Origin of the sequence: Cryobacterium sp. HLT2-28, from assembly GCF_004402495.1 — a bacterium.
GTDB classification, from domain to species: Bacteria; Actinomycetota; Actinomycetes; order Actinomycetales; family Microbacteriaceae; genus Cryobacterium; species Cryobacterium mannosilyticum.
Window position 1 is genome coordinate 1 of record NZ_SOFH01000022.1, and the last position, 24,715, is coordinate 24,715.

The following is a 24,715-nucleotide window of genomic DNA, read 5'->3' on the forward strand; positions in this document are numbered from 1 at the left end:
CAGCCGGCATCCGCCTCGGTGAAGGCGGTGGTGGCACTGGGATCAGGGGTTCCTGCCATGACCCCAGAATACCATAATTCGAACAAAGATACGAGTATTAATCAGATTTAAAGCTCAACTCATGCGAACATAGAATCGTATTGAGACGGTGATGCCGTCGGCGAAGATCCCGGTCAGATCAGACCACGGCGGCGGAAGGCATTCCAGACGCCGTCATCGAGCACGGACGTGGTGACCTCGTCGGCGTGGGCCTTCACCTCATCAGTGGCGTTGCCCATCGCGATGCCGACCCCGCACACCTGCAGCATTTCGATGTCGTTGGTGCTGTCTCCGAGCCCAATCGCGGATGCCGCGTCGATGCCGAGCAGGTCGAGGAGCTGCACGATCGTGCTGCCCTTGTTCACCCCGCCGAGGGTCACCTCGCCGCTGCCGCGCCCCAGGTGCGGGATGGTACCGGTGATGACGTGGAAGTCTCCGCCGAGGGCTTCCGATACGCGATCGAACGCCATCAGGTCGCCGGCGAGGAACACTGACTTCGCGATCCCGGTGAAGCTGAGCGGGCGCACAGCGGCAAACGCTCTCAGGGCGGGATGCTCGGCGTGCTCGGCGACTGATTCGGAAACGGTTCGGGTCTCCCCCCTGCGCTCCCGGTCGTCGTCGAGGTAGGTCGCGAAACGCCCGCGCACCCCGGGGCTCGGATATAGCTGGTCGAATGCCTGCAGGTAGAAGTCGTATCCCGACTCCTCGTAGAAGCCGACCATGCGCGCCACCGCGTCTTCGGGCATCGTGCGGGTGATCACCAGTTCGTCGCCGACCTCGGCGAACCCGCCGCCGGCGCTGATGGCGCCGTCGAATCCGATCTCGCGGATCGCGGGATAGATCTCGACGGAGGCCCGCCCGGTGCTCAGGTACACCAGATGGCCGTTCTCCCGGGCGGTCCGCACCGCCTCGATTGTCGACGGTGCGATCACCTCGCCCGAGTCGATGAGGGTGCCGTCGACGTCGAGGAACGCGATGCGAGGAGAAACCATGGTGTGCTCCAAACGATACCCCGAGCACCCGGGGCAGACTGAATTGCGTTCCCGTGTCAAGCAGTGCATCAAGACAGGATTGGGTGCCCCTGGAGGGATTCGAACCCGAGTCGCAGGGCTCGAATGGACAGCCGTTGTGCCAAAAAAGCCCGAATTTCCGGCAGATTCTTGACCTCATAACTCTCTTGAGATCACCTGACACTCGACCCACACGCGATCACCCTGACGACCCCGGGCCGACAGCGAAACGGCTATTGGTTGGCAAAGGCCGAGTCGAAAGACGACGCGGGACGTGGCCACAGAAGCGACCGCACGAACCCGATTGCCTCGCTCGCACCATGCAAACGATCCATACCGGCGTCTTCCCACTCGATCGAAATTGGACCCGAATACCCAATCGATTCGAGCGCTCGGAAGGCGTCCTCCCAGGGCACGTCACCGCGTCCGGTCGAGACGAAATCCCAACCACGACGCGGGTCGCCCCAGGGCAGATGCGAACCCAGGACTCCGGCACGACCATTGCTCGGGCGCAGGCGAGTGTCCTTGCAATCCACGTGGTAAATGCGGTCTTTGAAGTCCACGATGAACCCCACCGGATCGATGTTCTGCCACATCATGTGACTGGGATCCCAGTTGAATCCGAATGCGGACCTGTGGTCGATTGCCTCCAGGGCTCGCACGCTCGACCAGTAGTCGTAGGCGATCTCGGACGGATGCACCTCATGGGCGAATCGCACTCCCTCGGCATCGAAGACGTCGAGGATCGGATTCCACCGCGCAGCGAAGTCCTCAAACCCCTCCTCGATCACTGAGGCTGAAACCGGGGGAAATTGGGCCACGTATGGCCAGATCTTCGAACCGGTGAACCCAACGACGACATCCACCCCGAGTTTGCGCGCGACCCGCGCCGAACGCTTCATATCCTCGGCCGCCCGCCGCCGGACTCCCTCAGGATCCCCGTCGCCCCAGGTGGAAGACCTCACGATTGCCTTGTGGCGAAAGTCGATCGGGTCGTCGCAGACAGCCTGTCCGGTGAGGTGGTTGGAGATAGCGAAGGCCCGTAGATTGTTGCGCTCGAGGATCTCGAGGCGCGATGCGAGGTAGGCGTCGTCCTGGTCGGCACGTTCCAAGTCAAGATGGTCACCGGATGCCGCGATCTCCAGGCCGTCGTAACCCCAGCCCGCCGCGAGCTTTGCCACCTCTTCGAATGGCAGATCTGCCCACTGTCCAGTGAACAAGGTCACAGGGCGTTTTGCTGTAAATTCGCTCATGGTCTTCACTCTCTCGCTCATTCATCGCTTGCCTGCAGAAAGACGAATCCGCGCTCAGGGGCGCGTTTCGCCGCGCGGCTCGACGGGTCGGAGCTCGGATACGCCGAACGGACCGGCCAACCACTCGTCCGACAGCGCAAAGAAGCTGCGGGCGTGATCCTTCTCATTGTGGTCCGCCAACGCCTGTCGGGTTGTCCACTCTTCATAGAGCACGAATCGCTCGGGGGCGGCCCGGTCCACGAAAACCGAGTAAGCAATGCAGCCCTCGTCGTTCCGGCTGAGTAGCTGGAGACTTGCCAACTCTTCCTCCAGCCGTGCACCGAAGCCCGGCTTTGCTGTGAAGACCGGCATCAGAATCACAGTTTCGCGACCGGGCTTCTGTTCTTGGTCGACACTCATGGTCTTCCTACCTCCACTGGCATCGGGTTCAGTTCTCGATCGCGGGGACGTCGACCCAGGCGCCGGTCTCCCCGGACTCGATGATCGCGTCATCGATCAATGCGATCTGGTAGCCGTCGGCGAAGTTGGGGCTGACGGTGCCGCCTTCGACGATCGCCGTGAAGAAGTCGTGAGCCTCGATGATTTTCGTCTCGCCGTACCCGATGCCCAACGCCGGGATCGGCCAAAGCGCAGCTCCGTTGGGATGGGCGGGACCGGTGTAGATCGTGCGAAATCCGCGACGATCCCCCGGATCGTTGGCGAAGCAGACCTGAAGCTCGTCACGACGCTCATAGTTGAAGATGATGCTTCCTCCCGTCCCATGGATCTCGAAGGTGATGAAGTTGTTTCGTCCGTGGGCATTCCTCGTCGCCTCGATGGAGCCGACCGCACCGTTCGAGAATCGGATCATCGTCATCACCTCGTCGTCGACATCGACCGCCCCACGAGGCCCCTCGCCGCCGGTGACGTTCCCGAGGGCATCTGCGCCACTCACCTGGATCGGACGTTCCGTAATGAAGGTGGACAGAAGTGCGTTTACCTGCGCGACGTCGCCGACGAGGTAGCGGGCCAGGTCGATCACGTGTGTGGCGATGTCACCCAGCGCGCCCGAGCCCGCGATCTTCTTCTGGAACCGCCAGGAGAGGGGAGAATTCGGGTCGGCGCTCCAGTCCTGGAGGTAAGTTCCCCGGAAGTTCGTGATCCGACCGATTGCCCCTTCCTCGATGAACTTCTTTGCCAGCGCGACTGCCGGGGTGCGGCGGTAATTGAATGCCACCATGTGGACGACCCCGGCATCCTTCACCGCGTCGTACATCTGTTTCGCCTCCTCGCTGGTGCGGGCGAGCGGCTTTTCGCTGATGATGTGCTTGCCGGCCTTCGCCGCGGCAATGGCGATTTCCGCGTGCAGGTGGTTGGGTGTGGCGATGTCGATGACATCGATTTCGGGGTCTTCAACGACCTCTCGCCAGTCAGCGGTGTACTTCTCGAAACCGAAGCGACGCGATGCCTCCTCGGCCAGTGGCGCGGTGGCCTCAGCAATAGTCTTTCGCACCGGCATGGCGGGGGCAGGCCAGAAGAACATGGGCATGGCCGCGTAAGCGAGGGAGTGCGCCTTGCCCATAAACCCGGCTCCGATGAGCCCGACGTTCAGGTTTTCCATGATCTTTCTCTTTCTCTTGTTGGACGCTGTGTTAGTGGACTGCAGGCCTACTGACTACTGCTCGAGGAGCCGGTCCAGGTAGGCCTTGGAGATCTCTGCCGCGCGACGCGGGTCCCCGTCGTAGGAGTCGAGCTCGACGAGAAGCCAACTGTCGTACCCGCTCTCCTGTATCGCCCTGATGATGTCCGGGAAGTCGAGGTCGCCCTCCCCGAGGGGGAGGAACTGAAATGGCTCGCGTCGAAAATCCTTGAGGTGAACGTGACGAATCCGATCCGAGTGCGCGCGGATCATGGTCGCGGGATCGCCGCCTCCGGCGGCAAGATGGGCCGTATCGGGGCAGAACCCGATCCTGGTCAAGTCCATGAGTTTTGCTAGCTCATCAGGGTTTTCGACGATCGTGCTGAGATGCGGATGATAGCTCGCCGAGAGTCCGAAGCCCTCCGCGATGTCAGTGACGCGATCGAGGCTTTCGCCCAGACGCAGATAGTCGTCTTCGCTGGTTCCGGCCGCGCGACGCGCCCCCCCACCGACCACGAGTCGCTCGGCACCGAACTGTGCCGCAAGTTCCGCCGCACGGGTAATCCGGTGCAGCTCGTCGGGAAGGATGTCGGCATAGATGAAGTTCGCCCCCGTATAGACGCTCACGAGCTCGAGCTTCGCGTCAGCGAGAAGCTGGCGGAATTCCTCCGGTCGGTCCGCATATTCGAGCAGGTTTCCATCGAACATCTCAGTGCCCTCGTACCCGGCCGCGCTGATGTCGCGAATGGCGGTCTCCATCGAGCCATTCGTGCGGTAGAAGAGGTCTTTGACACTCGTGACCCCTGTCGCGTCGCCGACGACGCCTCCCCAGGTGATCGTGCAGTAGCCCAAACGCATTATCGTTGCCTTTCTCTCGCGGTCGGAACCGTTATCAATTCGGGGACGGATACCCATTCATCCGCTGCGGCTGACCTCAGAACCGCGTCGGTTAGTTGCGCAGCGCGCACCCCGTCAAGAAAAGTGGGCAGCCCTTCAACTGAATCGCCCGCTATGGCGCGGTGGGCATCCGTCACGAAGGCGGTGAAAGCATCCTGATAGCCCTGCGGGTGCCCGGAGGGCACGAGCGCATATCTCCGTGCCTCGTCGGCCGATAGACTCTCCGACCCCACCGTGATGGCGCGGGTCGAGTCGACTTCGCCGATCCACAGCGTCTCCGGATGTTCCTGGTCGAAGCGGAAGGACGCATTCGTCCCGTCAAAGGAGAACGAGAGACGGTTCTTTCGACCCGGCGAGACCTGACTGACGACAAGAGATCCAAGAGCCCCCCGGTCGGTTTCGAAGACCACGGCCGCGCCGTCCTCGGTGTCGACCCGTGTCGATCCGCGCCGGGCAGTTCGTTCGCCAAAAGCGCGGGCCGTCTTCGCCATCACCCGGGTGATCCGGTGACCGGTAACGAACTCCGTCAGGTCACACCAGTGCACACCGATGTCCCCAAAAGCCCGGGAGGAACCGCCGAGCAGGGGGTCGATACGCCAATTGGTCGTCGCGGGATCGGCAAGCCAATCCTGAAGGTAGGAACCGTGCAGCAGCCAGAGCGGTCCGGCTTCGCCCGAACGGATCCGCGCTCGCGCCTCACGGACGGCCGGATAGAAGCGGTAGACGAACGGGACTGCAGCCACCCGGCCGGATTCCTCGGACAGCGCCGCTAGCTCGACCGCATCCTCCACCGTCGTCGCTAGCGGTTTCTCGCAGATCACGGACTTCCCCGAGGCGATCACCTGTGCGGCAAAGTCGGCATGCGTCGAATTCGGCGTGCAGATGTGAACTACATCGATGTCGTCGCGTGCGATCAGAGCTTCGGGCGAGTTGCTCGCCTCTTCCGCACCGAACCGAGTTGCGGCAGCCTGCGCCGCTTCGGGGCTTCGACTGGCGACGGCAGCGATGGTGCCACCGGACATCCTGATGGCATTCGCGTGGACCGTTCCCATAAAGCCAGTGCCGATGATGCCGGCGCGGAGGCGAGGCCCGGGCTGCGCGATCATTTCCGACGCGCCAAGGCAACAGCCAGAATGATGATCGCACCGCGCACGATCTGCTGCTGACTACTGTCCAGACCGGCCAGCACCAGCCCGTTGTTGATCAGTCCGATGAGCAATGCGCCGAACATCGTGCCGATGACGGTGCCGCTTCCTCCAAAGAGGCTTGTGCCGCCCAGGATCACCGCGGCGATCGCGGAGAGCTCATCCCCGTCTCCCCACTGGAATCGACCGGACTGCAGCCGACCGGCGTAGAGCATGCCGGCGATACTTGCGACGACTCCCGACAGCAGGAGCACGGTGAATTTGATGCGCTTGGTGTTAATGCCTGTGAAGTCGGCCGCTTTGCGGTTGCCTCCTGTGGCGAGCACCTGGCGCCCGAACTTGGTGCGAGAGAGCACGAGCGCACCAGCGGCGACAAACACGGCAGCCCAGATGACGAGGCTCGGCACCGGCCCGATATTTCCGGAACCGAACATGTTGTTGAAAGCGTCGCTGAGGATTGGCTGGGGAGCGGAGTTCGTGATCCATTGGGCAGTACCCACGGCGACGCCCAACATGCCGAGCGTGACCAGGAAGGACGGGATACCCAGGAGACTGACCAGTGTTCCGTTGATCCCGCCCACGACGACCCCGACCACGAGTCCTGCGGCGATTCCCGGAACCACGCCGAAGGCGGAGATCGACATTGCGGTGACGACGCTGGAGAGGCCGGCGATGGAACCGACGCTGAGGTCGATCTCGGCTGCGGAGATGACGTAGGTCATCCCCACGGCGATGACCATGATGGTCGATGTCTGCCGAAGGATGTTCAAGAGGTTCGTCGCGGAGAGGAAGCCCTGGTTGCCCAGAAGGATCGCGAAGAAGATGAAGACAACGACAAAGCCGATGTAGATGACGTAGCGTCGCCAGTCGATCCCGGCCAGTGTCGTGGAGATGGTGCGCTTGGGCGCGGCGTCGATCGACTGAGCCGAGGTGGGGGTTTGCATGATCAGACTCCTTGGACTACTAGTTGGAGTGCTTCCTCGTCAACGATCTCGTTGCGGGGAATGTCACGGATGACGGAACCGTCCCGAACGACCAACACGCGATCGCTGATCGCGAGAAGTTCGGGATATTCCGAGGAAATGATGATGACGCCCTTGCCTTCGTCGGCGAGGGCGCGCACCCGGTCGAGGATCTCGCTCTTGGTACCGATGTCGACGCCCGCCGTGGGCTCGTCGAGGATGAGCACATCCGGATTCGTGCCAAGCCACTTGGCGAGCACGACCTTCTGTTGGTTGCCACCGGAAAGGAGACTCACTGCTCGACCGGGGTTGTCGACCTTCACTGCGAACTGCTTGATGAGGGAATCTGCGAGCAATTTGCCCTTTTCCGCGCTCAGGAAGGGGCCGTTGCCAATCTGGCCGAGCAGCGGCAGCAGCAGGTTGTCTCGAACGGAGTGATCGAGCACGAGCCCCTGATCTCGGCGATCCTCGGGGATGAGTGCCAGTCCCGCATTAATCGCGCGTTGCGGGGAGGACAGCCTGGCTTTCTTTCCGCGGATCAGCACTTCACCGCTGTCGATTCGATCGATACCGAAAAGTGCTCGGGCCAACTCGGTCCTGCCGCTGCCCATGAGCCCTGCCAGCCCAATGATCTCACCGGCGTGCAGGGTGAAGGACACTTCCTTGACACGGGTGCCGGCGCTCAGCCCACGCACTTCGAGCAGTGGTTCGGTGTCGGATTCTGCCGCCTCCCGGACGCGATAACTCAGCTGGCCCTCGATCTTCTTCCCAACGATCCCCTCAATAATCTGTTCCGGCGTGATCTCTGTTAGCGGCTCGGTGAACAGCTTGCGTCCATCACGAAGAACGGTGATCCGGTCTGCGATCCGGTAGATCTCATCCATGCGGTGCGAGATGTAGATGATGGAGATGCCGCGTGCCTTGAGACGGCCGATGAGCGCAAAGAGCGCCTCGGTCTCGTGCTTGGCGAGGCTCGCTGTTGGCTCGTCCATGATGAGCACGCGAGCGTTCTGCGCGAGTGCCTTGGCGATTTCGGTCAGTTGCCAGTACGCGGTTCCCAAGCGCGCGACCTCGGCGCGCGGGTCCACTTCGACCTCCATGTCCGCAAATATCTCTCGTGCGCGGCGTCTGGCTTCGCTATCGTTGATCAGGCCAGCTCTATTCAGCGACTCTGCATTGAGGAAGATGTTCTGCGCGACGGTGAGGCTGGGAACGAGGCTGAATTCCTGAAACACCATTCCGATTCCGGCTGTCTTCGCGGCCTGGATCGACGTTATCTTCACAACCTCACCCTCGACCAGAATCTCTCCGGAGTTGGGCTGGTAGACGCCTTGCATGATCTTCATGAGTGTCGACTTGCCCGCACCGTTGCCGCCGGCAAGAGCATGAACCTCGCCGCTTCGGACGTCGAAGTCGACGTCGGTGAGAACGGTTACCCCGTTGAAGCTCTTGGAGATGCCACGCATCTCGACTGCATTTACCGTCGCGTTCATTTCACACCACCTTTCGGGACGGGTGCGGCGCGAGAAGCTCGCGCCGCACCGGCCGCTTGTTACTTCTTGTAAGAGTTGGCGACGTCGGCCGGCGGGTCAGCGTGGTAGACCTGCTTCCACGCCTCAAGGACGTTCGAGTGGTCCACCGGCAGAGCTGGGACCGCAACGTACGCGGGCACGGACTTGCCGAGCAGCGCGAGGGCTCCAAGCCGCGCCTCAGTAATGCCCTGGTCGAATGGCCGCTGGGCTCCCAAGCCAACAATGAGCTGGTTCTTAGCAAGGGCGATGGCGACGTTCGTTCCAAGATCTTCGGTGGCGATCTTGAGGTCCGAGTTGCCAGCAGCACGAGCGGCAGCCATGACACCCTCGGCTGGCACATCCCAGACCCCCCAGATTCCTGAGAGGTCAGGGTGTTTGGTCAGCATCGCGCTCGCCGCCAACTGTGCCTGACCCGCAAAATCAGGGCCGGCGATTCCAGTCTCCTGCACGATCTTGATGTCGGGGAATTCCTTGGTAATCGTTGCCTTGAAACCCTCGTAACGCTGTTTGGTCACGAAGAAGTCGGCCTGGTGGAATATCACGCCGATCTTGCCCGTGCCACCGAGAGCCTTGGCCATCTCATAGGCGGAGACGACGCCGTTGCCGTAGTTGTCCGCGGAGACGACCGATGCGTAGTCCTTGCCGGCCGTCATGCCGTTCGGGACGTTGTCCATGAAGACCAGCTTGGTTCCGGCCGCCGCGACAGCCTTGAACGCAGATTCTGTCGCGACCGGGTCGGTCGGGATGGAAACGATGATGTTGGGCTTCTGGGTCATGATCGTCTCGAGCTGCGACACCTGCAGATCCGGCTTGAAGTCCGCATCCGTCGTGGCGATCACCTTGATCCCGAGCTTGCCGAACTCACTCTTGAGTCCCGCAATCTGGGCGGTTGCCCAGTCGTTTCCGCCATAGTGCATGGCGATGGCCGCTGTCGCACCGAGCGCTTTGACCTGAGCGATCTCGGCGGGGGTCATGTCCGCGGACGATGCTGGCGATGCCGTTTCGCCGTTCGGGCCCTCGCTCAGAACATCGCCTTTGACAATGTCGGCGAGAGCCTTCGTTGCTTTGAGGACAGAAGCATTCTGCGCGTCGGGACCTGCGGAGGAAGTGCCGGCGGAAGAGCTGCAGCCGGCGACGGCGAGGAGCACCGCCCCCGCCGCTGCAATCAATGCAATTGACTTTTTCATGAATATTCTCCAATGAATATCGGGGGACGCCCTCTGAAGGGGATGTCACTGACCGCGTCAAGCGAGACGCCTCGGAATCAGCAGCTGTCCTGATCATCACCATCGTTGGGACACGATCGCGACATCAGTATGACACGAACTACGCATCTTTTGCCAGAAAAAGTGAAAAGTTGGCTTAAGATAAACTATTCGCGACCTCAACTGGCGCAAAGACGCATACATTGGGGTGGCTAATAAGTCGCGTCGATCAGAAGGGAATCGGTGGGTTATGTCATCGGTGGGCGGAGCGTATGAGCTGCTGCAGGTTATGCGGGACGGAAAACCGCGAACTCGCTCGCAGCTAGCGGACATCACCGGCATGGCGAGAACGACGGTCAGTCTGCGCATAGATGCCCTTCGGGAACTCGGCCTGGTTGTGCCGGTGTCTGATGCGACCTCGACCGGCGGGCGACCCTCTTCCCAGATCGCATTCAATCCGGGCACGCGGGTGGTCGCGGCGGCTGACCTCGGCGCTACGCACGCGCGGATCGGCATCTGTGATCTTTCCGGGGCAGTTCTCGCCCGTGTCAGCACTCCGCTGGAGATCACAGACGGGCCCGAGAAGGTGCTCGCCAGCGTAAGGGCGCAGATTTCTGCGTTGCTCGCGCAAATCGGTCGCCCCCAGGCGGACCTGCTGGCCATCGGACTCGGTCTGCCTGGCCCGGTCCAACATAGTTCGGGGAGACCGGCACGGCCGCCGCTGATGCCGGGTTGGGATAATTTCGACGTTCCGGGCGAAATGCGAAAGTCCTTTGCCGTCCCGGTACTCGTTGACAACGATGTCAATATCATGGCCCTCGGCGAATACCGGAGTCGTCAGCCGCCAACCGAGAACATGATCTTCGTCAAAGTCGCCACCGGCATTGGCTCAGGGATTATCAGCGACGGCAGACTGCAGCGCGGTGCCGATGGCGCGGCCGGCGACATTGGCCATATTCCGATCGCTCGCGGCGCTGGAGTTCCGTGTCGTTGCGGCAAGACAGGTTGTGTAGAAGCAATAGCTGGTGCACCGGCCATCACCGCTGCCCTCCACACCGCTCGTCCGGACATCGCGTCGGCAAGTGACCTCATCGACCGGGTACGGGCCGGTGATCTTGACGCGATTCGCGCCGTGCGCCAAGCCGGCCGAGACATCGGCGAGGTCCTGAATACGTGTGTGAGCATTGTGAACCCGTCGGTCATCGCGATCGGGGGATTGATGGCTCAAGCGGGCGAGCATCTGCTCGCCGGAATCCGCGAGGTGGTCTACGGGAGCTCCACGCCACTGGCAACGGAACACCTCGTGATCGAACAATCCAGGAGCGGGCCGGATGTGGGCCTCATTGGCGCGAGCATCCTGGCCATCGAGCACGCTCTGGCTCCCGAACGCCTCGACTCGAAGCTGCGGAACGTCGACGCTGAGTTCGCGAGTCATTTCCACAACATGCTGTGACCTTCGCTCTGGCCCATTGAGAACTTCAGCTGCGCCAGTGACGGCACTTTCGACCCCGTCTATCTTCGTGCGGGCGCCCGCGCCCAATGACCCTCGCCAGGTGAGTGTGGGATTCGATCAACGGAGACTCGTTCTCCCGGATGTGGGTCACGCCAGACGCCTTGACCTGTCGATACTCCTGAAATTCGGTGGCGAGGCCAAAGGCATCACCGGTGACGAACGGGAAGACATCGAGCGCGCGGCCGAGCAGGATCTTCCAACCGGTGTCAGTGACAATCGAGCGGTCGTGAATCGTGTCATCACATGCGGCGTCGAGGGCCGAGTCCCTTGCGACAATCGAATTGGGCATGGCCTCTGCATGCCGGCCTGTCGTCCCGCACCGGGCTTAAAGCGCGGTTACGCGCCGCGCGCGCGGGTGCCTGGTCTGAGGATCGTGTCGGCCACCCGCATCACCTCATCGATCAGCGCGAGAGCGTCGTCGTGGCGGATCAGCGGCGAACCCTGCCCGGCCCACAGCGACATCAGGTCGTCGATGCCGCGTTCGGCCGCGGTAGGCCGGAAGCGGCCGGTCACCCAGTTCTGAACGGGGAAGGCGGCAATCCGGCCCGAGGCGTCGAGGTCTCGCGTGATGCGGTTCGGGATGCCGCGGGCGAGCCTCCCGCTGAGGGCGCGGGTCAGCACGGTGTGGCCGGCCTCCTCACCGCGTAACGCCGCCCGGTACACCGGTGCGGCCGCGGACTGCTCCGTGGCCAGAAAGGCCGAACCGATAACCGCCGCACCGGCCCCGAGCGCGATGGCCGCCGCCAGACCGCGTCCGTCTGCGATTCCACCGGCGGCAATGACGGGCACCGAGACGGCGTCGACGATCTGGGGCACGAGTGCGAAGGTGCCGACGAGGGAGTCCTCCGGGCTGGCCAGGAAGGACACGCGGTGCCCGCCCGCCTCCATCCCGGTGGCCACGATGGCGTCCAGGCCCGCCGCGTCGAGGGCCACGGCCTCGTCGACGGTCGTTGCGGTGCCGACCGTGAGGATGCCGCGCGAGCGCGCGGCATCCAGCACAGGCGCGGACGGCACGCCGAAGACGAAGCTGAGCACCGCCGGCCGCGCGTCGAGCGCCGCCGTGATCTGATCGTCGAAGGAGGGGAACCAGACTGCCGGGCGCTGCGGGAGCGCGATCCCCAGTTCGTCGAAGTAGGGCCTCAGGGTGTCGAGGCACTCGTCGAAGCCGTCGCCGTTCGTTCCGGGGTCCTCGCCGGCACCGAGCGGCAGCCAGAGGTTGAGCGCAAAGGGTTTCGAAGTCGCCAGCGCCAGTTCCCGTGCGACCTGGCTGATCCGATCGGGGCCGTAGCCGAACAGCCCATAGGAACCGAGTCCGCCCGCCTCGCTGACGGCGGCGGTCAACCGGGTGTTGGAGAGTCCGCCGAACGGGGCGAGCACGATCGGGAGGTCAATGCCGAGCAGCCGCGTTGCGGAGCTGCGGGCCCAGGAGTTTTCGAGGTTCACATTCATCAATCTCCTTCTATAGCCGAGATGCCCTGCGACACCGTGACCCCCGATCGCGCGGGGGTCACGCTGTGCCGACGAGTTAGTACTGGATGACGACGCGGCCGTCGACCTTGCCGTGACGCGTCTCATCGAGAACGGTGTTCTCGACAGCCTACGTCGTCGTGCGTTCCCGGCAGCTCGTACCGGACGCCGCGGCGGCAGCAAGGCGGCTGGCCGACCATGCGGCTGGTCCCGCGTCTCACAAGAGGAACGGGCGTGGACGCAACAGAGGTTTGTGGTGACGAACGGTCTGCCCGCGCCCGAGAAGGTCCTTCGATTTCATTCGGGGATGCTGGCGGATGAAACAGGACAGCCTGTTCACGTTCAGCCTACCGCTCGGGGGATTCTCGTCGAACGAAGGAGGCACCGGGCTGCGGATGACGCCCGGACCGTGGGGTGGACCGCATGGTGACAGACGCTCACGGTACGCCCGGTGCCGACCTGGGCCTGGCGCAGGGGCGTTGGGGCACTGTGGTTGCCGCACCGCGTTGGCAAGGACGCTCTCGGAGTGAACTGATCATCAATTTCGGAACGTCTCCGGGCCCAACGGGCAGCTCCAGCGGGTTCATTTCGCAGTCGAATGTGGGCTCACCCTGCGATGTTCCCAGGCCGAGGTATCGCCCCAACCGATACGGTCGAATCGCGAGAGTGTGAGCTTCTCGTTCACCTCAACCTGCCAGATGCGCCGACCCGGAGAGCTGACAATGAACAAAACACCATCAGTGATCGTTTTCGATGTCAACGAAACCCTCTCGGACATGTCGCCCCTGAAGACCCGATTCGTTGACGTTGGCGCGCCGGACTATCTCGCCCGGGTTTGGTTCGCCGCCCTATTGCGGGACGGGTTCGCCCTCGCAGCGGCAGGTGGCAGCGCGAAATTTGCGGTGATCGGCGCCGACGTCCTGCGCGAGGTCCTCCGCGACGTCGCCCTGACCCGGAGCCTGGATGACGCCGTGACCCACGTCATGGACGGCTTCGCGGGATTGAACCTGCACCCCGACATCGCAGAGGGGATCCGGACGCTGAAAGGCGCGGGATTCCGGCTCGTGACCTTATCCAACGGGTCCGCGCAGGTGGCCCACGCCCTGCTCACCAAGGCGGAGATCCGAGAGGCCTTCGAGTTTCTCCTCACGGTCGAGGACACCACAGCATGGAAACCCGTCCGTACCGCCTACAACTACGCCGCGGATGCCAGCGGGGTCCAGCCGGCAGACATGCTCCTGGTCGCCGTGCACCCCTGGGACATCCACGGGGCAAGCCGAGCAGGCATGCGCAGCGCCTGGCTGAACCGAACGGCCGCGGTCTATCCCAGCTACTTCACGGCACCGGATTACACCGTTTCCACTCTGAATGAGCTTGCTTCACGTTTGCTGACGTGAACCTCGGCGCGGAACGCCACGGCGAGGCGACAGGCGATCACACGGGCCATTACGGCCTGGGCAACCTGGTTGCGATGTGCTGGGCGTCGACGCCGGGGTGCACGTTCGCGAACGCCCGGGCGACGCGTTGGGCGGCCGCGGCGTCAATTCCAGGTCCGCGACACCATTTCGATGATCGTGCGGCCCACATCGGCGAGGATACCGCGCCCATGGTTGAGGCACTCCGCAACCGGGCGATGCCAGCCGGTCCCAGCGGCCTGCTGTTCGCCTCACGGAACGATACGCTGCTCGACCTGCACACCATGCGTGAGTCCTGGAGCCACATTCGGGAGGCTGCGGGTCTGGGCTGGATGAAGCCGCATCGCCTGCGGAAGACGGCGTTGAGCAAATCGCGGACGCAGAGACCCGGAGAAATCCGGCCCCTGCATCCCTTTGTTTTCGGTGCCCCTGGAGGGATTCGAACCCCCAACCGTTTCCTTAGGACGGAACTGCTCTTCCGTTGAGCTACAGAGGCTAGCGGTGAAAGCTTAGCCGGTCCAGGCCGCCGGTCAGGCCGGCGGGTAGAGGAACAGCGGCACTTCGCTGGCCTTGATCGTGCGCTTGTTGTACGCGTGGGAACCCATCCAGTTGTATTCCTCCAGCACGACCGACCCGTCGCCACCGACCGACTGCACGTAGGCGACGTGGTTGAAGTTGAACCAGGCCACTGCACCGACGACGGGCGTCTTGCTGGTCGCCCAGCCGTGGTTCGACCAGGCGTTCGCCCAGCTGCTGGCGTTTCCGCCGCCCGGGGTGAGGTTGCTCCAGGTCCACTTGAACGGCGCACTCGTCGAGCCGGCGTCGCGGTTGAGGCGCCAGGCGACGAAGTCGACGCATTCGCGGTAGTAGTAGCTGAGCGGGGAGAGCCCGCCGCCCTGGGATTCGGTGCCCCGGTCGAACCAGGGGTAGTCGTCGCCCTCGGCGCGCACGCCGTAGACGGCGAAGGATGCGGCGGTCGCCCGGGCCGATTCGGCGGCCTTCTGCGCCGCCAGGGCGCGCTTCGCGTCGGCTTCCTTCTGGGCGAGTTCTTCCTTGCTCGTGGCGGTGAAGCCGTCCCGGGCCACGGTCGCCGCCGAGGCGCCAGCCGCCACGGTGACGCCCTGGGCGCCGGCCTCGGCCAGCGAACGGGTGGATGCCGCGCCATGGTTCGCGCCGGCGCCGGGTGAGAAGGCGTAGGCGGGAAGACCCGCGGTGAGGAACAGTCCGGGAATCGCGAGAAGTGTGACGGCGATCTTCAGCGGGCTGCGCCGGTTGGAGACCCTGGCCGGGCGCGGGGCCGGGCGGGGCGCGGATGCAGCGGACGCAAGACCGCGGCGGGCGGCCGGTGTGCGGGCGAGCGGAGTGGAGGACACCCCAGAGCGGCGGCCGGCCTGGGCCACGATGAGCGCGACATCCTGGTCGGCGCCTGGAGTGGAGACGGCGGGCACGGATGCCAGGGGAACCGACGTCATCGGGATGGACTCCGCGGGGACCTCGACGGACGCGTCCGACGGGGCGGAACCGGCCTCCCGCTGCGCGCGCAACTCGCGTCGCGACGGGAAAGCGTTCTGGTTCTCTGAAGGAGCGGATGTGCCGGGTTCGCCGGAATGGGGCAAAATCTGGTCCTCTGCGTGGCTTGGTTCGGGTCGAAGCTCCCTCCACCCTATGGGAATCCGCGCGGGATGTCACCCCCGTGCGTTACCTTTTCGTTACATCTGCTGGTCAGGCGGCAGGAGCGAGGAACTCATCCCATTGCGGCAGCGGCCGCTCGGCGCCGCGCACCACCCAGGTCGTGCCCAGCGGCATCCGCGGGTGGAAGAGCAGATTCCAGCCCATCTCTCCGGGCGTCCGGTCGCTTTTAAGGTTGTTGCAGCGCAGGCAGCACGCCACGAGGTTGTCCCAGGTGTCCCGGCCGCCGCGCGACCTGGGCAGCACGTGATCGATCGTGTTCGCGGTCTTGCCGCAGTAGCAGCAACGGTGATCGTCCCGCCGCAGCACGCCCCGCCGGCTGACCGGTACCGACCGCAGCCGCGGGATGCGTACATACCGGGTGAGCAGGATCACGCTCGGCCGGTCCCACGACCCGGATGACGCCCAGACCGGGTGGCCCTGGTCGGCCTGGACGATCGTGGCCTTCTGGTTCATGACCAGGATGAGGGCCCGTTTGAAGGAGACCACGGCGAGGGGCTCGTACCCCGCGTTGAGGACCAGTGTGCGCATGCGTTCCCTTTCGAAAAGGGCTGGACGGCTTCCAGCCATTCGAACTACGTCCCGATGCGGCGAGGGGGAAGCGAGCAGGCAAACAAAAAGGGCGTCGTCACAATGACAACGCCCTACGGGAAACAACGTGGCTGAGACACGCGCGACCGAGACATGCTTGACTGCTGCGCCGTGGCGCGAAGCGGCAGCGCACATCCATGGTGTGGATCGTGCGCCGCTCGCGCCGTGGCTCTTCCGAAAATTCGCAGAACATCAGAGCAACAGGTTAACCCAGATTCGGCAGCGCACGAAGCGCGCGGCTCAGAATCCGCCAGCTGTTACGAAACGTTCACATTCCGGGATTCAGATGCCGAGCCGGACGATGTAGTACGAGCTTGTCCAGATCGGCTGCACGCGCACGGCGGTGCCTTCGTACGGTGCGTGCAGGATGTTCCCGTTGCCGGCATAGAAACCGTCGTGACCGTCCATGATCACCAGGTCGCCTGGTTGGGCATCGGCCAGGGCGATCCGGGTCCCGGCGGCACCCTGGCCGACCGAGGAATGCGGGAGGCTGATCCCGAACTGGGCGTAGACGTACATGACGAAGCCCGAGCAGTCGAAGCCGGCCGGGGTGGCCCCGCCATAGACATACGGGACACCCTGGTACTGCGACGCGACGCCGTACACCGACGCCAGGTCGAAGCTCGGATGGGACGGATTCGCGAGGTACTCCGCCACGGATGGGCCGGAGTACGACGCGGCATAGGACGACATCTGCGCGGCGACCTCGATCCGGCGGGCTTCCGCGGCCTTCGCGGCGGCCGCGGCCGCGAGTTCCTCGGGCGTGGTCGCGGTGAAACCGTCCCGGGCGACGCTCACGGTGGCCGCCTGCTCGGCGACCTCAACGGTCTGCGCCCCCGACCGGGTGAGCTCGGTGGCCGCCGTGGCGCCGAAGTTCGTCTCCTTCGAGCTCGGGGCGAATGCATAGGCCGGGATGGCCATGGTCGCGACGAGCCCGCCGGCCAGGGTCATGAAGACAACATTGGCCAGCGCTCCGCGGCGGCGGCGGGAGATGGATCGTTTCGGCGGGGCGGCGCCGGGCTCGCCGCGCGGGCTGAGCGCCGTGCCGGACCGAAGCACGGCCCGGGATTCGCCTGCCGAGTCGGCTGACGGGCGTGTTGATCGAATGACGGGTTTTCTACCTGAAGCGGCCACAGTGGGAACCTCCGGCGCCTCGGCAACACTAGGGAGTTGCCCCGTCCACTGCGCTGATCGCGGGTGGTACCGCACCTGGAGACGGAGAAAGGCGTCCTGGTCCGGGTCCGTCGGCCGGTTTCCGGCCTGTTGACGCCACCGAGGCTACGTGACCTTCATCCGTTTGTCACCCGAAATTCACATTCTTCTAACAAATTGGTAACGAAGCCCGCGCCGTTTGGCACCCTCGGGCTTCGAGAATCAGGCCGGGACGCGCGGCGTGGCGACGAAGATGTGGCTGGCGACCTCGTTGGGAAGTTCGAGCCCCTCGCCGCATCCGTCGACCCGCACGAGCACGTAGGAACCGGCCGCGGAGAACACCCCGGTGTTGCCCGGAAGCACCCCGGAGTTCTTCAGCTGGGCCAGAAGCTCCGGGTCGAATTGCACGGGTTCGCCGAGGCGACGGATGACCGCGGTGACCGGTTCCGCGGAACTGGCGACCACGTCGACCAGGCTGGTCACTCCGGCCATGAACGCGACCGCGGGGGAATCGCCCAATTCATCGAGGCCGGGGATCGGATTGCCGTACGGGGATTCGGTGGGATGGCCCAGGATCTCGAGGATCTTGCGCTCAACCTGCTCGCTCATCACATGCTCCCAGCGGCATGCTTCGTCGTGCACGAACTCCCATTCGAGCCCGATCACGTCGCTCAACAGGCGTTCGGCGAGGCGGTGCTTGCGCATCACATGCACGGCCTTACGGCGACCGGGCAGGGTCAGCTCGAGGTGCCGGTCACCGGAGACGACGACGAGGCCGTCCCGTTCCATCCTCGCGACGGTCTGCGACACGGTCGGGCCCGAGTGGCCGAGCCGCTCGGAGATGCGCGCCCGGAGGGGAACGATGTTCTCTTCCTCGAGGTCCAGAATCGTCCGGAGATACATCTCGGTGGTGTCGATCAGATCAGTCATCCCCAGAGCCTTCCGGTCGGCCTCCATGCAAGTGACAACCTTACCGTCGCGGCACCGACAACTAGAATCGCCCTATGCAGAATCTGACCATTCCCTCTGAACTCTTGCCCCGCGACGGACGATTCGGCTGCGGCCCGTCCAAAATACGACAGGAACAACTCGACTACCTCTTAGCCGTCGGATCCACCGTCCTCGGCACCTCGCACCGCCAGGCCCCCGTTAAGAATCTGGTCGGCCGGGTGCGCGCCGGACTCAGCGAGATGTTCCGGGCGCCGGACGGCTATGAAGTCATCCTCGGCAACGGCGGGTCGACCGCCTTCTGGGACGCGGCAGCCTTCTCCCTTATTTCGAAGCGAAGCCAGAACCTCGTCTTCGGCGAGTTCGGCGGCAAGTTCGCCAGCGCCGCGGCGGCCCCGTTCCTCGAGGCCCCCGATGTGATCAAGGCACCGGCCGGTTCGCGCAGCGCGGCCGTCGCCACCGAAGGGGTCGACGTCTACGCCTGGCCCCAGAACGAGACCTCCACCGGCGTGATGGCACCCGTCACCCGGGTGAACGGCGATCTCGGCGCCCTGACCGTGATCGACGCCACCAGTGCGGCGGCCGGAATCGACTTCCAGGCCGACCAGGCGGACGCCTATTACTTCGCCCCGCAGAAGAACCTCGCCTCCGATGGCGGCCTGTGGATCGCCCTCTTCTCCCCGGCCGCGATCGAGCGGGTCGAACGCATCGCCGCCAGCGGGCGGTACATCCCCGAGTTCCTCAGCCTGAAGAACGCGATCGACAACTCCCGCCTCAACCAGACCCTGAACACCCCGGCCGTGGCCACCCTGCTCCTGATCGAGAACCAGCTCGACTGGATCAACGGGAACGGCGGCCTCGCCTGGGCGTCGGCGCGGACGAAGGAATCGTCCTCCGTGCTCTACGACTGGGCCGAGAGCGTCGACTACGCGACTCCGTTCGTGACCGATCCAGACCACCGTTCACAGGTCGTGGCCACGATCGACTTCGACGACCGGATCGACGCCGCCGCCGTGGCGAAAACCCTGCGGGCGAACGGCATCTCGGACACCGAGCCCTATCGCAAGCTCGGCCGCAACCAACTGCGGGTGGCCACGTTCACGGCGATCGAACCGCGCGACGTGCGCCAGCTCGTCAAGTCGATCGAGTACGTCGTGCAGAACCTCGGCAGCTAGGCGGCACCGTGCGTCTCTGGTTGAAAGACAGCGAACGCCGGCCTGACCCGCTGCCCGCTCGCACGGACGCCCGGATGGCGATCCTGGCGGGCTCGGCCGGCTGGCTCCTAGCCCTGGTGCTCGCTGTCTTCTTCCAGGACGACCTTGCGGCGGCGGGACTTGGCTGGTGGACGGCGTGCGCCGCCATCGGCCTCGGCCTCGGGCTCGTCGGCCTCGGCTGGGTTCAGTTCCGGCGTCGGTAGCGCCTCACCGAAGTCGATCCCGTCGAGCACGTCTTCGCCGTGGTCGTCGAAGTCGTCGTCGAGGGCGAGCGGGTCTTCATCCGACTCGTCGTCTTCGTCGTCGTCCGACTCGTCGTCTTCGTCGTCGTCCGACTCGTCGTCTTCGTCGTCCGTGTCGAGCGTCTCGGCCGCAGCGACCGCGGCGGCGAGCTCCTGCGCGGTGCGGTAGTCGGCGAGCCGGTCCGACCACGGGATCCAGTCGGGGGCGACCAGCCCTTCATCGCCGGGAGTGAGCTCGGTCTCGAGAACCGACGGCAGGGAATCCTCGTCGACCCGGGACAGGCTCACCGTCCACCGCCAGCCCGGGTACCCGGGCATGGTGCAGTCGAGGAGCAGAGTCAGCACGTGCTCGCCCTCGACCACGTGCCCGACGAGCTCGCCGATCGTGTCGGCCGGGGTGATGTCGAGCAGGGCCGCTCGGGCCAGGTCAACGGCCGCCAGGAGGGTCGGGTCCGCCTGGTCAAGCATCGAGTTCCTCCGCGACCTTGCGCAGCATCGCGGCGATCTTGTGGCTGTGCGCGCTGTCGGGGTAGCGACCCCGGCGCAGGCTCGCACCGATGCCGTCGAGAACCTTCACGAGGTCCTCGATGATGATCGCCATGTCGTCGGCCGGCTTGCGGCTGAGTTTCACCAGGCTCGGCGGCGCCTCGATGATGCGCACGGAGAGCGCCTGGGCGCCCCGCTTGCCATCGGCGATTCCGAATTCGAGTTTCGTCCCTGCCTTGACCGTGACTCCGGCGGGCAGCGCAGAAGCGTGGAGGAAGACCTCGTGGCCGTCATCGGAAGTGATGAAGCCAAAACCCTTCTCCTCGTCGTAGAACTTGACCTTGCCGGTGGGCATCTGGACCTCGCTGCATTCCGGGCGCGCGGAATGCGCGCCAACCGCACCCAGCCTATTCGGTCGGACCGAGAGATGCCCCGTATCCTTGGGAGTGTGACCAATCAAACTCCACACGCCGCCGGCCGGCTCGAACGCATCCTGGCTTACATGGTTGCGGGTGTGGTGGGTCTGTCCATCCTCGCCTTCCTCGCCGTCATCATCGGCACCGCCGCCGGAGCCGGAGCCGACAACGGTTTCGGCCAGGGAGTCTGGCCGGTCGTGCTGGCCCTGCCGCTCTTCGGCCTGCCGCTCGGGTTCCTCCTGATCATCGCCCTCATGGTGATGACCGCTCTTCGCCGCGCACGCGAGGCACGACAGAACAGGGAGTAGCCGCCATGCTCACGCTCGCCTCACGCCTCCGGGCACTCGACGACGCAGCGTTGCGTCGCACACTCGAAATCCGCGCCGTCCCGGCCACCGGCATCCGTGACTTCTTCGACCTCGCCGAGACCCTTCTCGAACCCGAGGCCGTCCAGCGCACCCTGGCCCAGCTCGACCGGGCCACCCTCGCGGTGCTGGCCGTCGCCGGCGAACTAGCCGTCGAGACCGACCCGGACTCGGCGCCGTCCGCGCCTGCCCTCGCCGAGTTGACCGAGCGCCTGTCCGACCTGGCCGGCTCCCCCGTTCCCGAAGCGGATGTCGCCGCCCGGGCCGCCGTGTTGGATTCCCTGATGCTGGGCCGCCTCGCCGACGACCGGTTCCGGCCGTACGACGCCGTGGCCGCCCAGTTGCTGGCCTGGCCGGCCCTCGGGCTACCGACCGCGACCGAACTGGCCGGGGCGGCCGCGCCCTCCGCCCTGGCAGGCGTGTCCGCCACTGACACCCGTTTCACCGACCGGCTCGCCGCCGAACGCGCGTTCGCCGCCGTGTCATCGATCGCCGAGCTCGTCACCGAGCTCGCCCGGGAACCGGCGAGGGAACTCAGCCGCGGCGGCCTCGGGTTGCCTGACACGAAGCGCCTGGCCGCCGTCATGGGCGTCGACCTGGAGGCTGTCGCCTCCGTCGTCGCCACCGCGGCCCGCGCCGACCTGATCGCCCACTCCGACGGCTACTGGAACGAGACGGAGGCCGGCGAAGCCTGGCTGCTCGAGGGCACCGCGCGTCGCTGGGCCACGATCGCGCAGTCCTGGCATGCCGCTCTGCCGCCGGACGTGCGCGGCATCCTCGCCCGGCGTCCCGGCGTATCCTGGGGCGAGGGCCTGCGTTCCTTCGTCGCCTGGCTGTACCCGGCCGGCGGCGAATGGATGGACGATCGGGTCACCGAGTTCGCCGACGACGCCGAACTCATCGGGATCACCGCCCATCAGACCACGAGCCCGGCCGGGGCCGCGGTGCTGGCCGGCGACCTCGACGCGGCGATCGCCACGATGACGGCAGCACTCCCGGCCGAGGTCGGTGCCGTGTACCTGCAGAACGACCTGTCCATCGTCTCGCCCGGTCCGCTCGCCCCGTCGATCGACGCCCGGCTGCGCGGACTCGCCGATGTCGAGAGCCGTGAACTCGCCCTCAGCTATCGCATCTCGGCGACCTCGGTCAACCGGGCCCTCGCCGCCGGCGAGAATGCGGATTCGCTGCTCGACTTCCTCCGCACGGTGTCCCTGACCGGGATCCCTCAGCCGGTCGACTATCTGATCCGCGAGTCGGCGGCCCGGTACGGCCGGGTGCGGGTGGGCGCGACCGACCCGGCCGAGTCACCGGCCCAGAGCTATGTGCAATCGGAGGATCCCGCCCTGCTCGGCACGATCGCCGTGGACCAGACCCTCGCCCCGCTCGGCCTCGTCCGAGTCGACGAGAACCGGCTGGCCAGCAGGTTCGGCAGCGACGTCGTGTTCTGGGCCCTCAGCGACGCACGCTACCCGGTCGCCGCCGAGAACGCGGCGGGCGAGATCGTGCACCTGCGCCGCCACCAGCTCGCCCGGGTGCTGCCGGTGTCCACCGTCGACCCCACGATCGCCCTGGTCGAGAAGTTGCGCGCCAGCGACGGCGGCGAGGGACAAGCGGCGGATGCCTGGCTCGCCAGGCAGCTCGACTCGGCGATCAAGTCCAAGCAGACCGTCGTCGTCAGCATTGCCATGCCGGGCGGCGTGGTCGTGGACTATCTGCTTGAACCGGCCAGCGTGGGCGGCGGACGCTTCCGGGCCCGGGACCGGCGGGCCGACATCGAACGTACCCTCCCCCTCTCGAGCATCATCAGCATCACACCTGCCCCGTAAGCGGGTGGCCGTCGTTCCAGCACACGCGGGTAGGATTGACGGTTATGTCTGATGGCCCCCTGATCGTCCAAAGTGACCGCACCGTGTTGCTCGAAGTCGCGCACCCTCTCGCCGAGGACGCCCGGCACGATCTGGCCGTGTTCGCCGAGTTGGAACGCGCGCCGGAACACATCCACACCTACCGGATCACCCGGCTCGGCCTCTGGAATGCGCGCGCCGCCGGACACGACGCCATCGACATGCTCGCCACGCTCGAGAAGTACTCGAAGTTCGCCATCCCGCAGACCGTCAGCGTCGACATCACGGAGACCGTCGGCCGCTACGGACGCCTCGTCATCGAGCGGGATGCCGAGGGCCGGCTGGTCCTGCAGAGCAACGACCAGGCGGTGCTCACCGAGGTCGCCGGCGCCAAGCGCATCTCACCGCTGCTGATCGGGCATCCGTCCCCCGACTCGTTCCTGGTCGAGCCGTGGGCCCGCGGGCAGCTCAAGCAGGAGCTCGTGAAGCTGGGCTGGCCGGCCGAGGACCTCGCCGGGTACACGCCGGGCACCCCGCATCCGATCGCGCTGCTCGAAGACGGCTGGGCGCTCCGGGACTACCAGAACAAGGCCGTCGCCAGTTTCTTCGACGGCGGTTCCGGAGTGGTCGTGCTCCCCTGCGGCGCCGGCAAGACCCTCGTCGGGGCCGGGGCCATGGCAACCGCCAAGACGAACACGCTGATCCTGGTCACGAACACAGTCTCCGCCCGCCAGTGGCGCGACGAGCTGCTCAAGCGCACCACTCTCACCGCCGACGAGATCGGCGAGTACTCCGGCCAGGTCAAGGAGGTCAAGCCGGTCACCATTGCGACCTACCAGATCCTCACCGCCAAGCGGAAGGGCGAGTACGCCCACCTCGAGCTGCTCGACGCCATGGACTGGGGCCTGGTGATCTACGACGAGGTGCACCTGCTGCCCGCGCCCGTTTTCAAACTCACCGCCGAGCTCCAGGCGCGCCGCCGCCTCGGGCTGACCGCGACGCTCGTGCGCGAGGACGGCCGCGAGGGCGATGTGTTCAGCCTGATCGGCCCCAAGCGATTCGACGCCCCGTGGAAGGAGATCGAGGCCCAGGGCTTCATCTCGCCGGCCTCCTGCTACGAGGTGCGGATCGACCTGCCGCAGTCGGAACGGCTGAGCTACGCCGCGGCGGCGGACGACGAGCGCTACCGGATGGCGGCCACGGCGCCGGCGAAGCTGGACGTCGTCCGGCGGCTGGTCGCCAAGCACCCGGGCGAGCGCATCCTCGTGATCGGCCAGTACCTCGACCAGATCGACGAACTCGCCGACGCCCTGAACGCACCCAAACTGACCGGCGCCACGCCCGTCGACGAACGCGAACGCCTCTACCAGGCGTTCAGGGTGGGCGAGGAGAACCTGCTCGTGGTGTCGAAGGTCGCGAACTTCTCGGTCGACCTGCCGGAGGCCACCGTCGCCATCCAGGTGTCCGGGTCGTTCGGCTCACGCCAGGAGGAGGCCCAGCGCCTCGGCCGTCTGCTCCGCCCGAAGGAGTCCGGCCTCTCGGCGAACTTCTACACCCTCGTCGCCCGGGACACCGTCGACCAGGACTTCGCCCAGAACCGGCAGCGCTTCCTCGCAGAGCAGGGCTACAGCTACACGATCCTCGACTCGCAGAACCTGGACTCCCCCACCCTCGTCGCCTGACCTGCCCCCCGCGACCTGAGCATCCCACCT

The 24,715-nt window shown here is 65.3% G+C and carries 23 protein-coding genes, 1 tRNA gene and 1 pseudogene; 7 read left to right on the forward strand and 18 right to left on the reverse strand.

From position 1 onward, the window contains the following. Positions 1-173: 173 nt before the first annotated feature. The 9 genes from E3O48_RS10790 to E3O48_RS10830 form a co-directional block, all read right to left on the reverse strand. Entirely contained in the window at positions 174-1,031 is an 858-nt protein-coding gene (locus E3O48_RS10790; RefSeq protein ID WP_166788676.1) for a Cof-type HAD-IIB family hydrolase, read from the reverse strand. A gap of 251 nt (positions 1,032-1,282) precedes the next feature. After that, positions 1,283-2,302 carry a sugar phosphate isomerase/epimerase gene (locus E3O48_RS10795; protein ID WP_166788677.1) on the reverse strand — a complete coding sequence of 340 codons (1,020 nt, stop codon included), beginning with the start codon at positions 2,300-2,302 and terminating at the stop codon, positions 1,283-1,285. A 54-nt stretch (positions 2,303-2,356) separates the two neighbouring features. Beyond that, entirely contained in the window at positions 2,357-2,701 is a 345-nt protein-coding gene (locus E3O48_RS10800; protein ID WP_166788678.1) for a putative quinol monooxygenase, read from the reverse strand. A 28-nt stretch (positions 2,702-2,729) separates the two neighbouring features. Beyond that, positions 2,730-3,902 (reverse strand): Gfo/Idh/MocA family protein, encoded by a 1,173-nt coding sequence (locus tag E3O48_RS10805; protein WP_134538762.1) that lies wholly within the window; start codon positions 3,900-3,902, stop codon positions 2,730-2,732. Positions 3,903-3,956: 54 nt separating this feature from the next. Further along, positions 3,957-4,778, reverse strand: coding sequence for a sugar phosphate isomerase/epimerase (locus E3O48_RS10810; RefSeq protein WP_134538764.1), 822 nt, complete (start codon positions 4,776-4,778; stop codon positions 3,957-3,959). After that, the gene (locus tag E3O48_RS10815) at positions 4,778-5,923 is read right to left on the reverse strand and encodes a Gfo/Idh/MocA family protein (protein ID WP_134538766.1); all 1,146 of its coding nucleotides are present in this window, start codon (positions 5,921-5,923) and stop codon (positions 4,778-4,780) included. Before E3O48_RS10815 ends, E3O48_RS10810 begins: the two co-directional genes overlap by 1 nt. Continuing rightward, positions 5,920-6,906 carry an ABC transporter permease gene (locus E3O48_RS10820; RefSeq protein ID WP_134538768.1) on the reverse strand — a complete coding sequence of 329 codons (987 nt, stop codon included), beginning with the start codon at positions 6,904-6,906 and terminating at the stop codon, positions 5,920-5,922. Before E3O48_RS10820 ends, E3O48_RS10815 begins: the two co-directional genes overlap by 4 nt. Positions 6,907-6,908: 2 nt before the next feature. Then, positions 6,909-8,417: a sugar ABC transporter ATP-binding protein gene (locus E3O48_RS10825; protein WP_134538770.1), complete on the reverse strand. Its 1,509-nt coding sequence runs from the start codon at positions 8,415-8,417 to the stop codon at positions 6,909-6,911. A gap of 59 nt (positions 8,418-8,476) precedes the next feature. Then, entirely contained in the window at positions 8,477-9,643 is a 1,167-nt protein-coding gene (locus tag E3O48_RS10830) for a substrate-binding domain-containing protein (protein ID WP_134538772.1), read from the reverse strand. Positions 9,644-9,911: 268 nt separating this feature from the next. On the opposite strand from E3O48_RS10830, the gene E3O48_RS10835 reads away from it, so the two are divergent. Beyond that, positions 9,912-11,114 (forward strand): ROK family transcriptional regulator, encoded by a 1,203-nt coding sequence (locus tag E3O48_RS10835; RefSeq protein WP_134538774.1) that lies wholly within the window; start codon positions 9,912-9,914, stop codon positions 11,112-11,114. A 25-nt stretch (positions 11,115-11,139) separates the two neighbouring features. Here E3O48_RS10835 and E3O48_RS10840 read toward each other — a convergent pair whose 3' ends face one another. Continuing rightward, positions 11,140-11,463, reverse strand: a complete 324-nt coding sequence (locus tag E3O48_RS10840) for an MIT C-terminal domain-containing protein (protein ID WP_134538775.1) — start codon at positions 11,461-11,463, stop codon at positions 11,140-11,142. A 47-nt stretch (positions 11,464-11,510) separates the two neighbouring features. Next, positions 11,511-12,623: a nitronate monooxygenase family protein gene (locus tag E3O48_RS10845; RefSeq protein WP_134538777.1), complete on the reverse strand. Its 1,113-nt coding sequence runs from the start codon at positions 12,621-12,623 to the stop codon at positions 11,511-11,513. Between the two features lie 686 nt (positions 12,624-13,309). Here E3O48_RS10845 and E3O48_RS10850 point away from each other — a divergent pair. Then, a complete protein-coding gene (locus E3O48_RS10850) occupies positions 13,310-14,038 on the forward strand; it encodes a haloacid dehalogenase type II (protein WP_241982500.1) in 729 nt (242 codons plus the stop codon). A 442-nt stretch (positions 14,039-14,480) separates the two neighbouring features. Here the strand turns inward: E3O48_RS10850 and E3O48_RS10855 are convergent. The 5 genes from E3O48_RS10855 to E3O48_RS10875 all read right to left on the reverse strand — a co-directional run bounded on the left by E3O48_RS10855 (position 14,481) and on the right by E3O48_RS10875 (position 18,418). Beyond that, positions 14,481-14,552: transfer RNA gene (locus E3O48_RS10855), tRNA-Arg, on the reverse strand. Positions 14,553-14,586: 34 nt separating this feature from the next. Further along, on the reverse strand, positions 14,587-15,672 hold the full coding sequence (locus E3O48_RS10860) for a CHAP domain-containing protein (protein WP_134538779.1): 1,086 nt from the start codon (positions 15,670-15,672) through the stop codon (positions 14,587-14,589). A 106-nt stretch (positions 15,673-15,778) separates the two neighbouring features. After that, a complete protein-coding gene (locus E3O48_RS10865) occupies positions 15,779-16,276 on the reverse strand; it encodes an HNH endonuclease (RefSeq protein ID WP_134506876.1) in 498 nt (165 codons plus the stop codon). 342 nt (positions 16,277-16,618) lie between these two features. After that, positions 16,619-17,395, reverse strand: a complete 777-nt coding sequence (locus E3O48_RS18035) for a C40 family peptidase (protein WP_134538781.1) — start codon at positions 17,393-17,395, stop codon at positions 16,619-16,621. A 315-nt stretch (positions 17,396-17,710) separates the two neighbouring features. Next, a complete protein-coding gene (locus E3O48_RS10875; protein ID WP_134538783.1) occupies positions 17,711-18,418 on the reverse strand; it encodes a metal-dependent transcriptional regulator in 708 nt (235 codons plus the stop codon). Positions 18,419-18,492: 74 nt separating this feature from the next. Between E3O48_RS10875 and serC the strand changes: the two genes are divergently transcribed. Together serC and E3O48_RS17785 are read left to right on the forward strand one after the other, a co-directional pair. Then, entirely contained in the window at positions 18,493-19,611 is a 1,119-nt protein-coding gene (gene serC, locus E3O48_RS10880; RefSeq protein WP_134538785.1) for a phosphoserine transaminase, read from the forward strand. 74 nt (positions 19,612-19,685) lie between these two features. Beyond that, complete coding sequence (locus E3O48_RS17785) at positions 19,686-19,853, forward strand: hypothetical protein (RefSeq protein ID WP_241974519.1); 168 nt, start codon at positions 19,686-19,688, stop codon at positions 19,851-19,853. Positions 19,854-19,973: 120 nt separating this feature from the next. Here the strand turns inward: E3O48_RS17785 and E3O48_RS10885 are convergent. Then, positions 19,974-20,360 (reverse strand): annotated as a pseudogene (locus tag E3O48_RS10885) (DUF3027 domain-containing protein); the annotation flags it as partial. Continuing rightward, complete coding sequence (locus E3O48_RS10890) at positions 20,353-20,733, reverse strand: cold-shock protein (protein WP_134538787.1); 381 nt, start codon at positions 20,731-20,733, stop codon at positions 20,353-20,355. The pseudogene E3O48_RS10885 and the gene E3O48_RS10890, both read right to left, overlap by 8 nt. Positions 20,734-20,826: 93 nt before the next feature. Here E3O48_RS10890 and E3O48_RS10895 point away from each other — a divergent pair, with 93 nt between their 5' ends. The 3 genes from E3O48_RS10895 to E3O48_RS10905 are packed head-to-tail and all read left to right on the forward strand — an operon-like array spanning position 20,827 to position 24,685. Further along, a complete protein-coding gene (locus E3O48_RS10895) occupies positions 20,827-21,102 on the forward strand; it encodes a hypothetical protein (protein WP_134506865.1) in 276 nt (91 codons plus the stop codon). A gap of 5 nt (positions 21,103-21,107) precedes the next feature. After that, positions 21,108-22,985, forward strand: a complete 1,878-nt coding sequence (locus E3O48_RS10900) for a helicase-associated domain-containing protein (RefSeq protein ID WP_134538788.1) — start codon at positions 21,108-21,110, stop codon at positions 22,983-22,985. A 44-nt stretch (positions 22,986-23,029) separates the two neighbouring features. Then, complete coding sequence (locus tag E3O48_RS10905) at positions 23,030-24,685, forward strand: DNA repair helicase XPB (protein WP_134538790.1); 1,656 nt, start codon at positions 23,030-23,032, stop codon at positions 24,683-24,685. Positions 24,686-24,715: the final 30 nt, after the last annotated feature.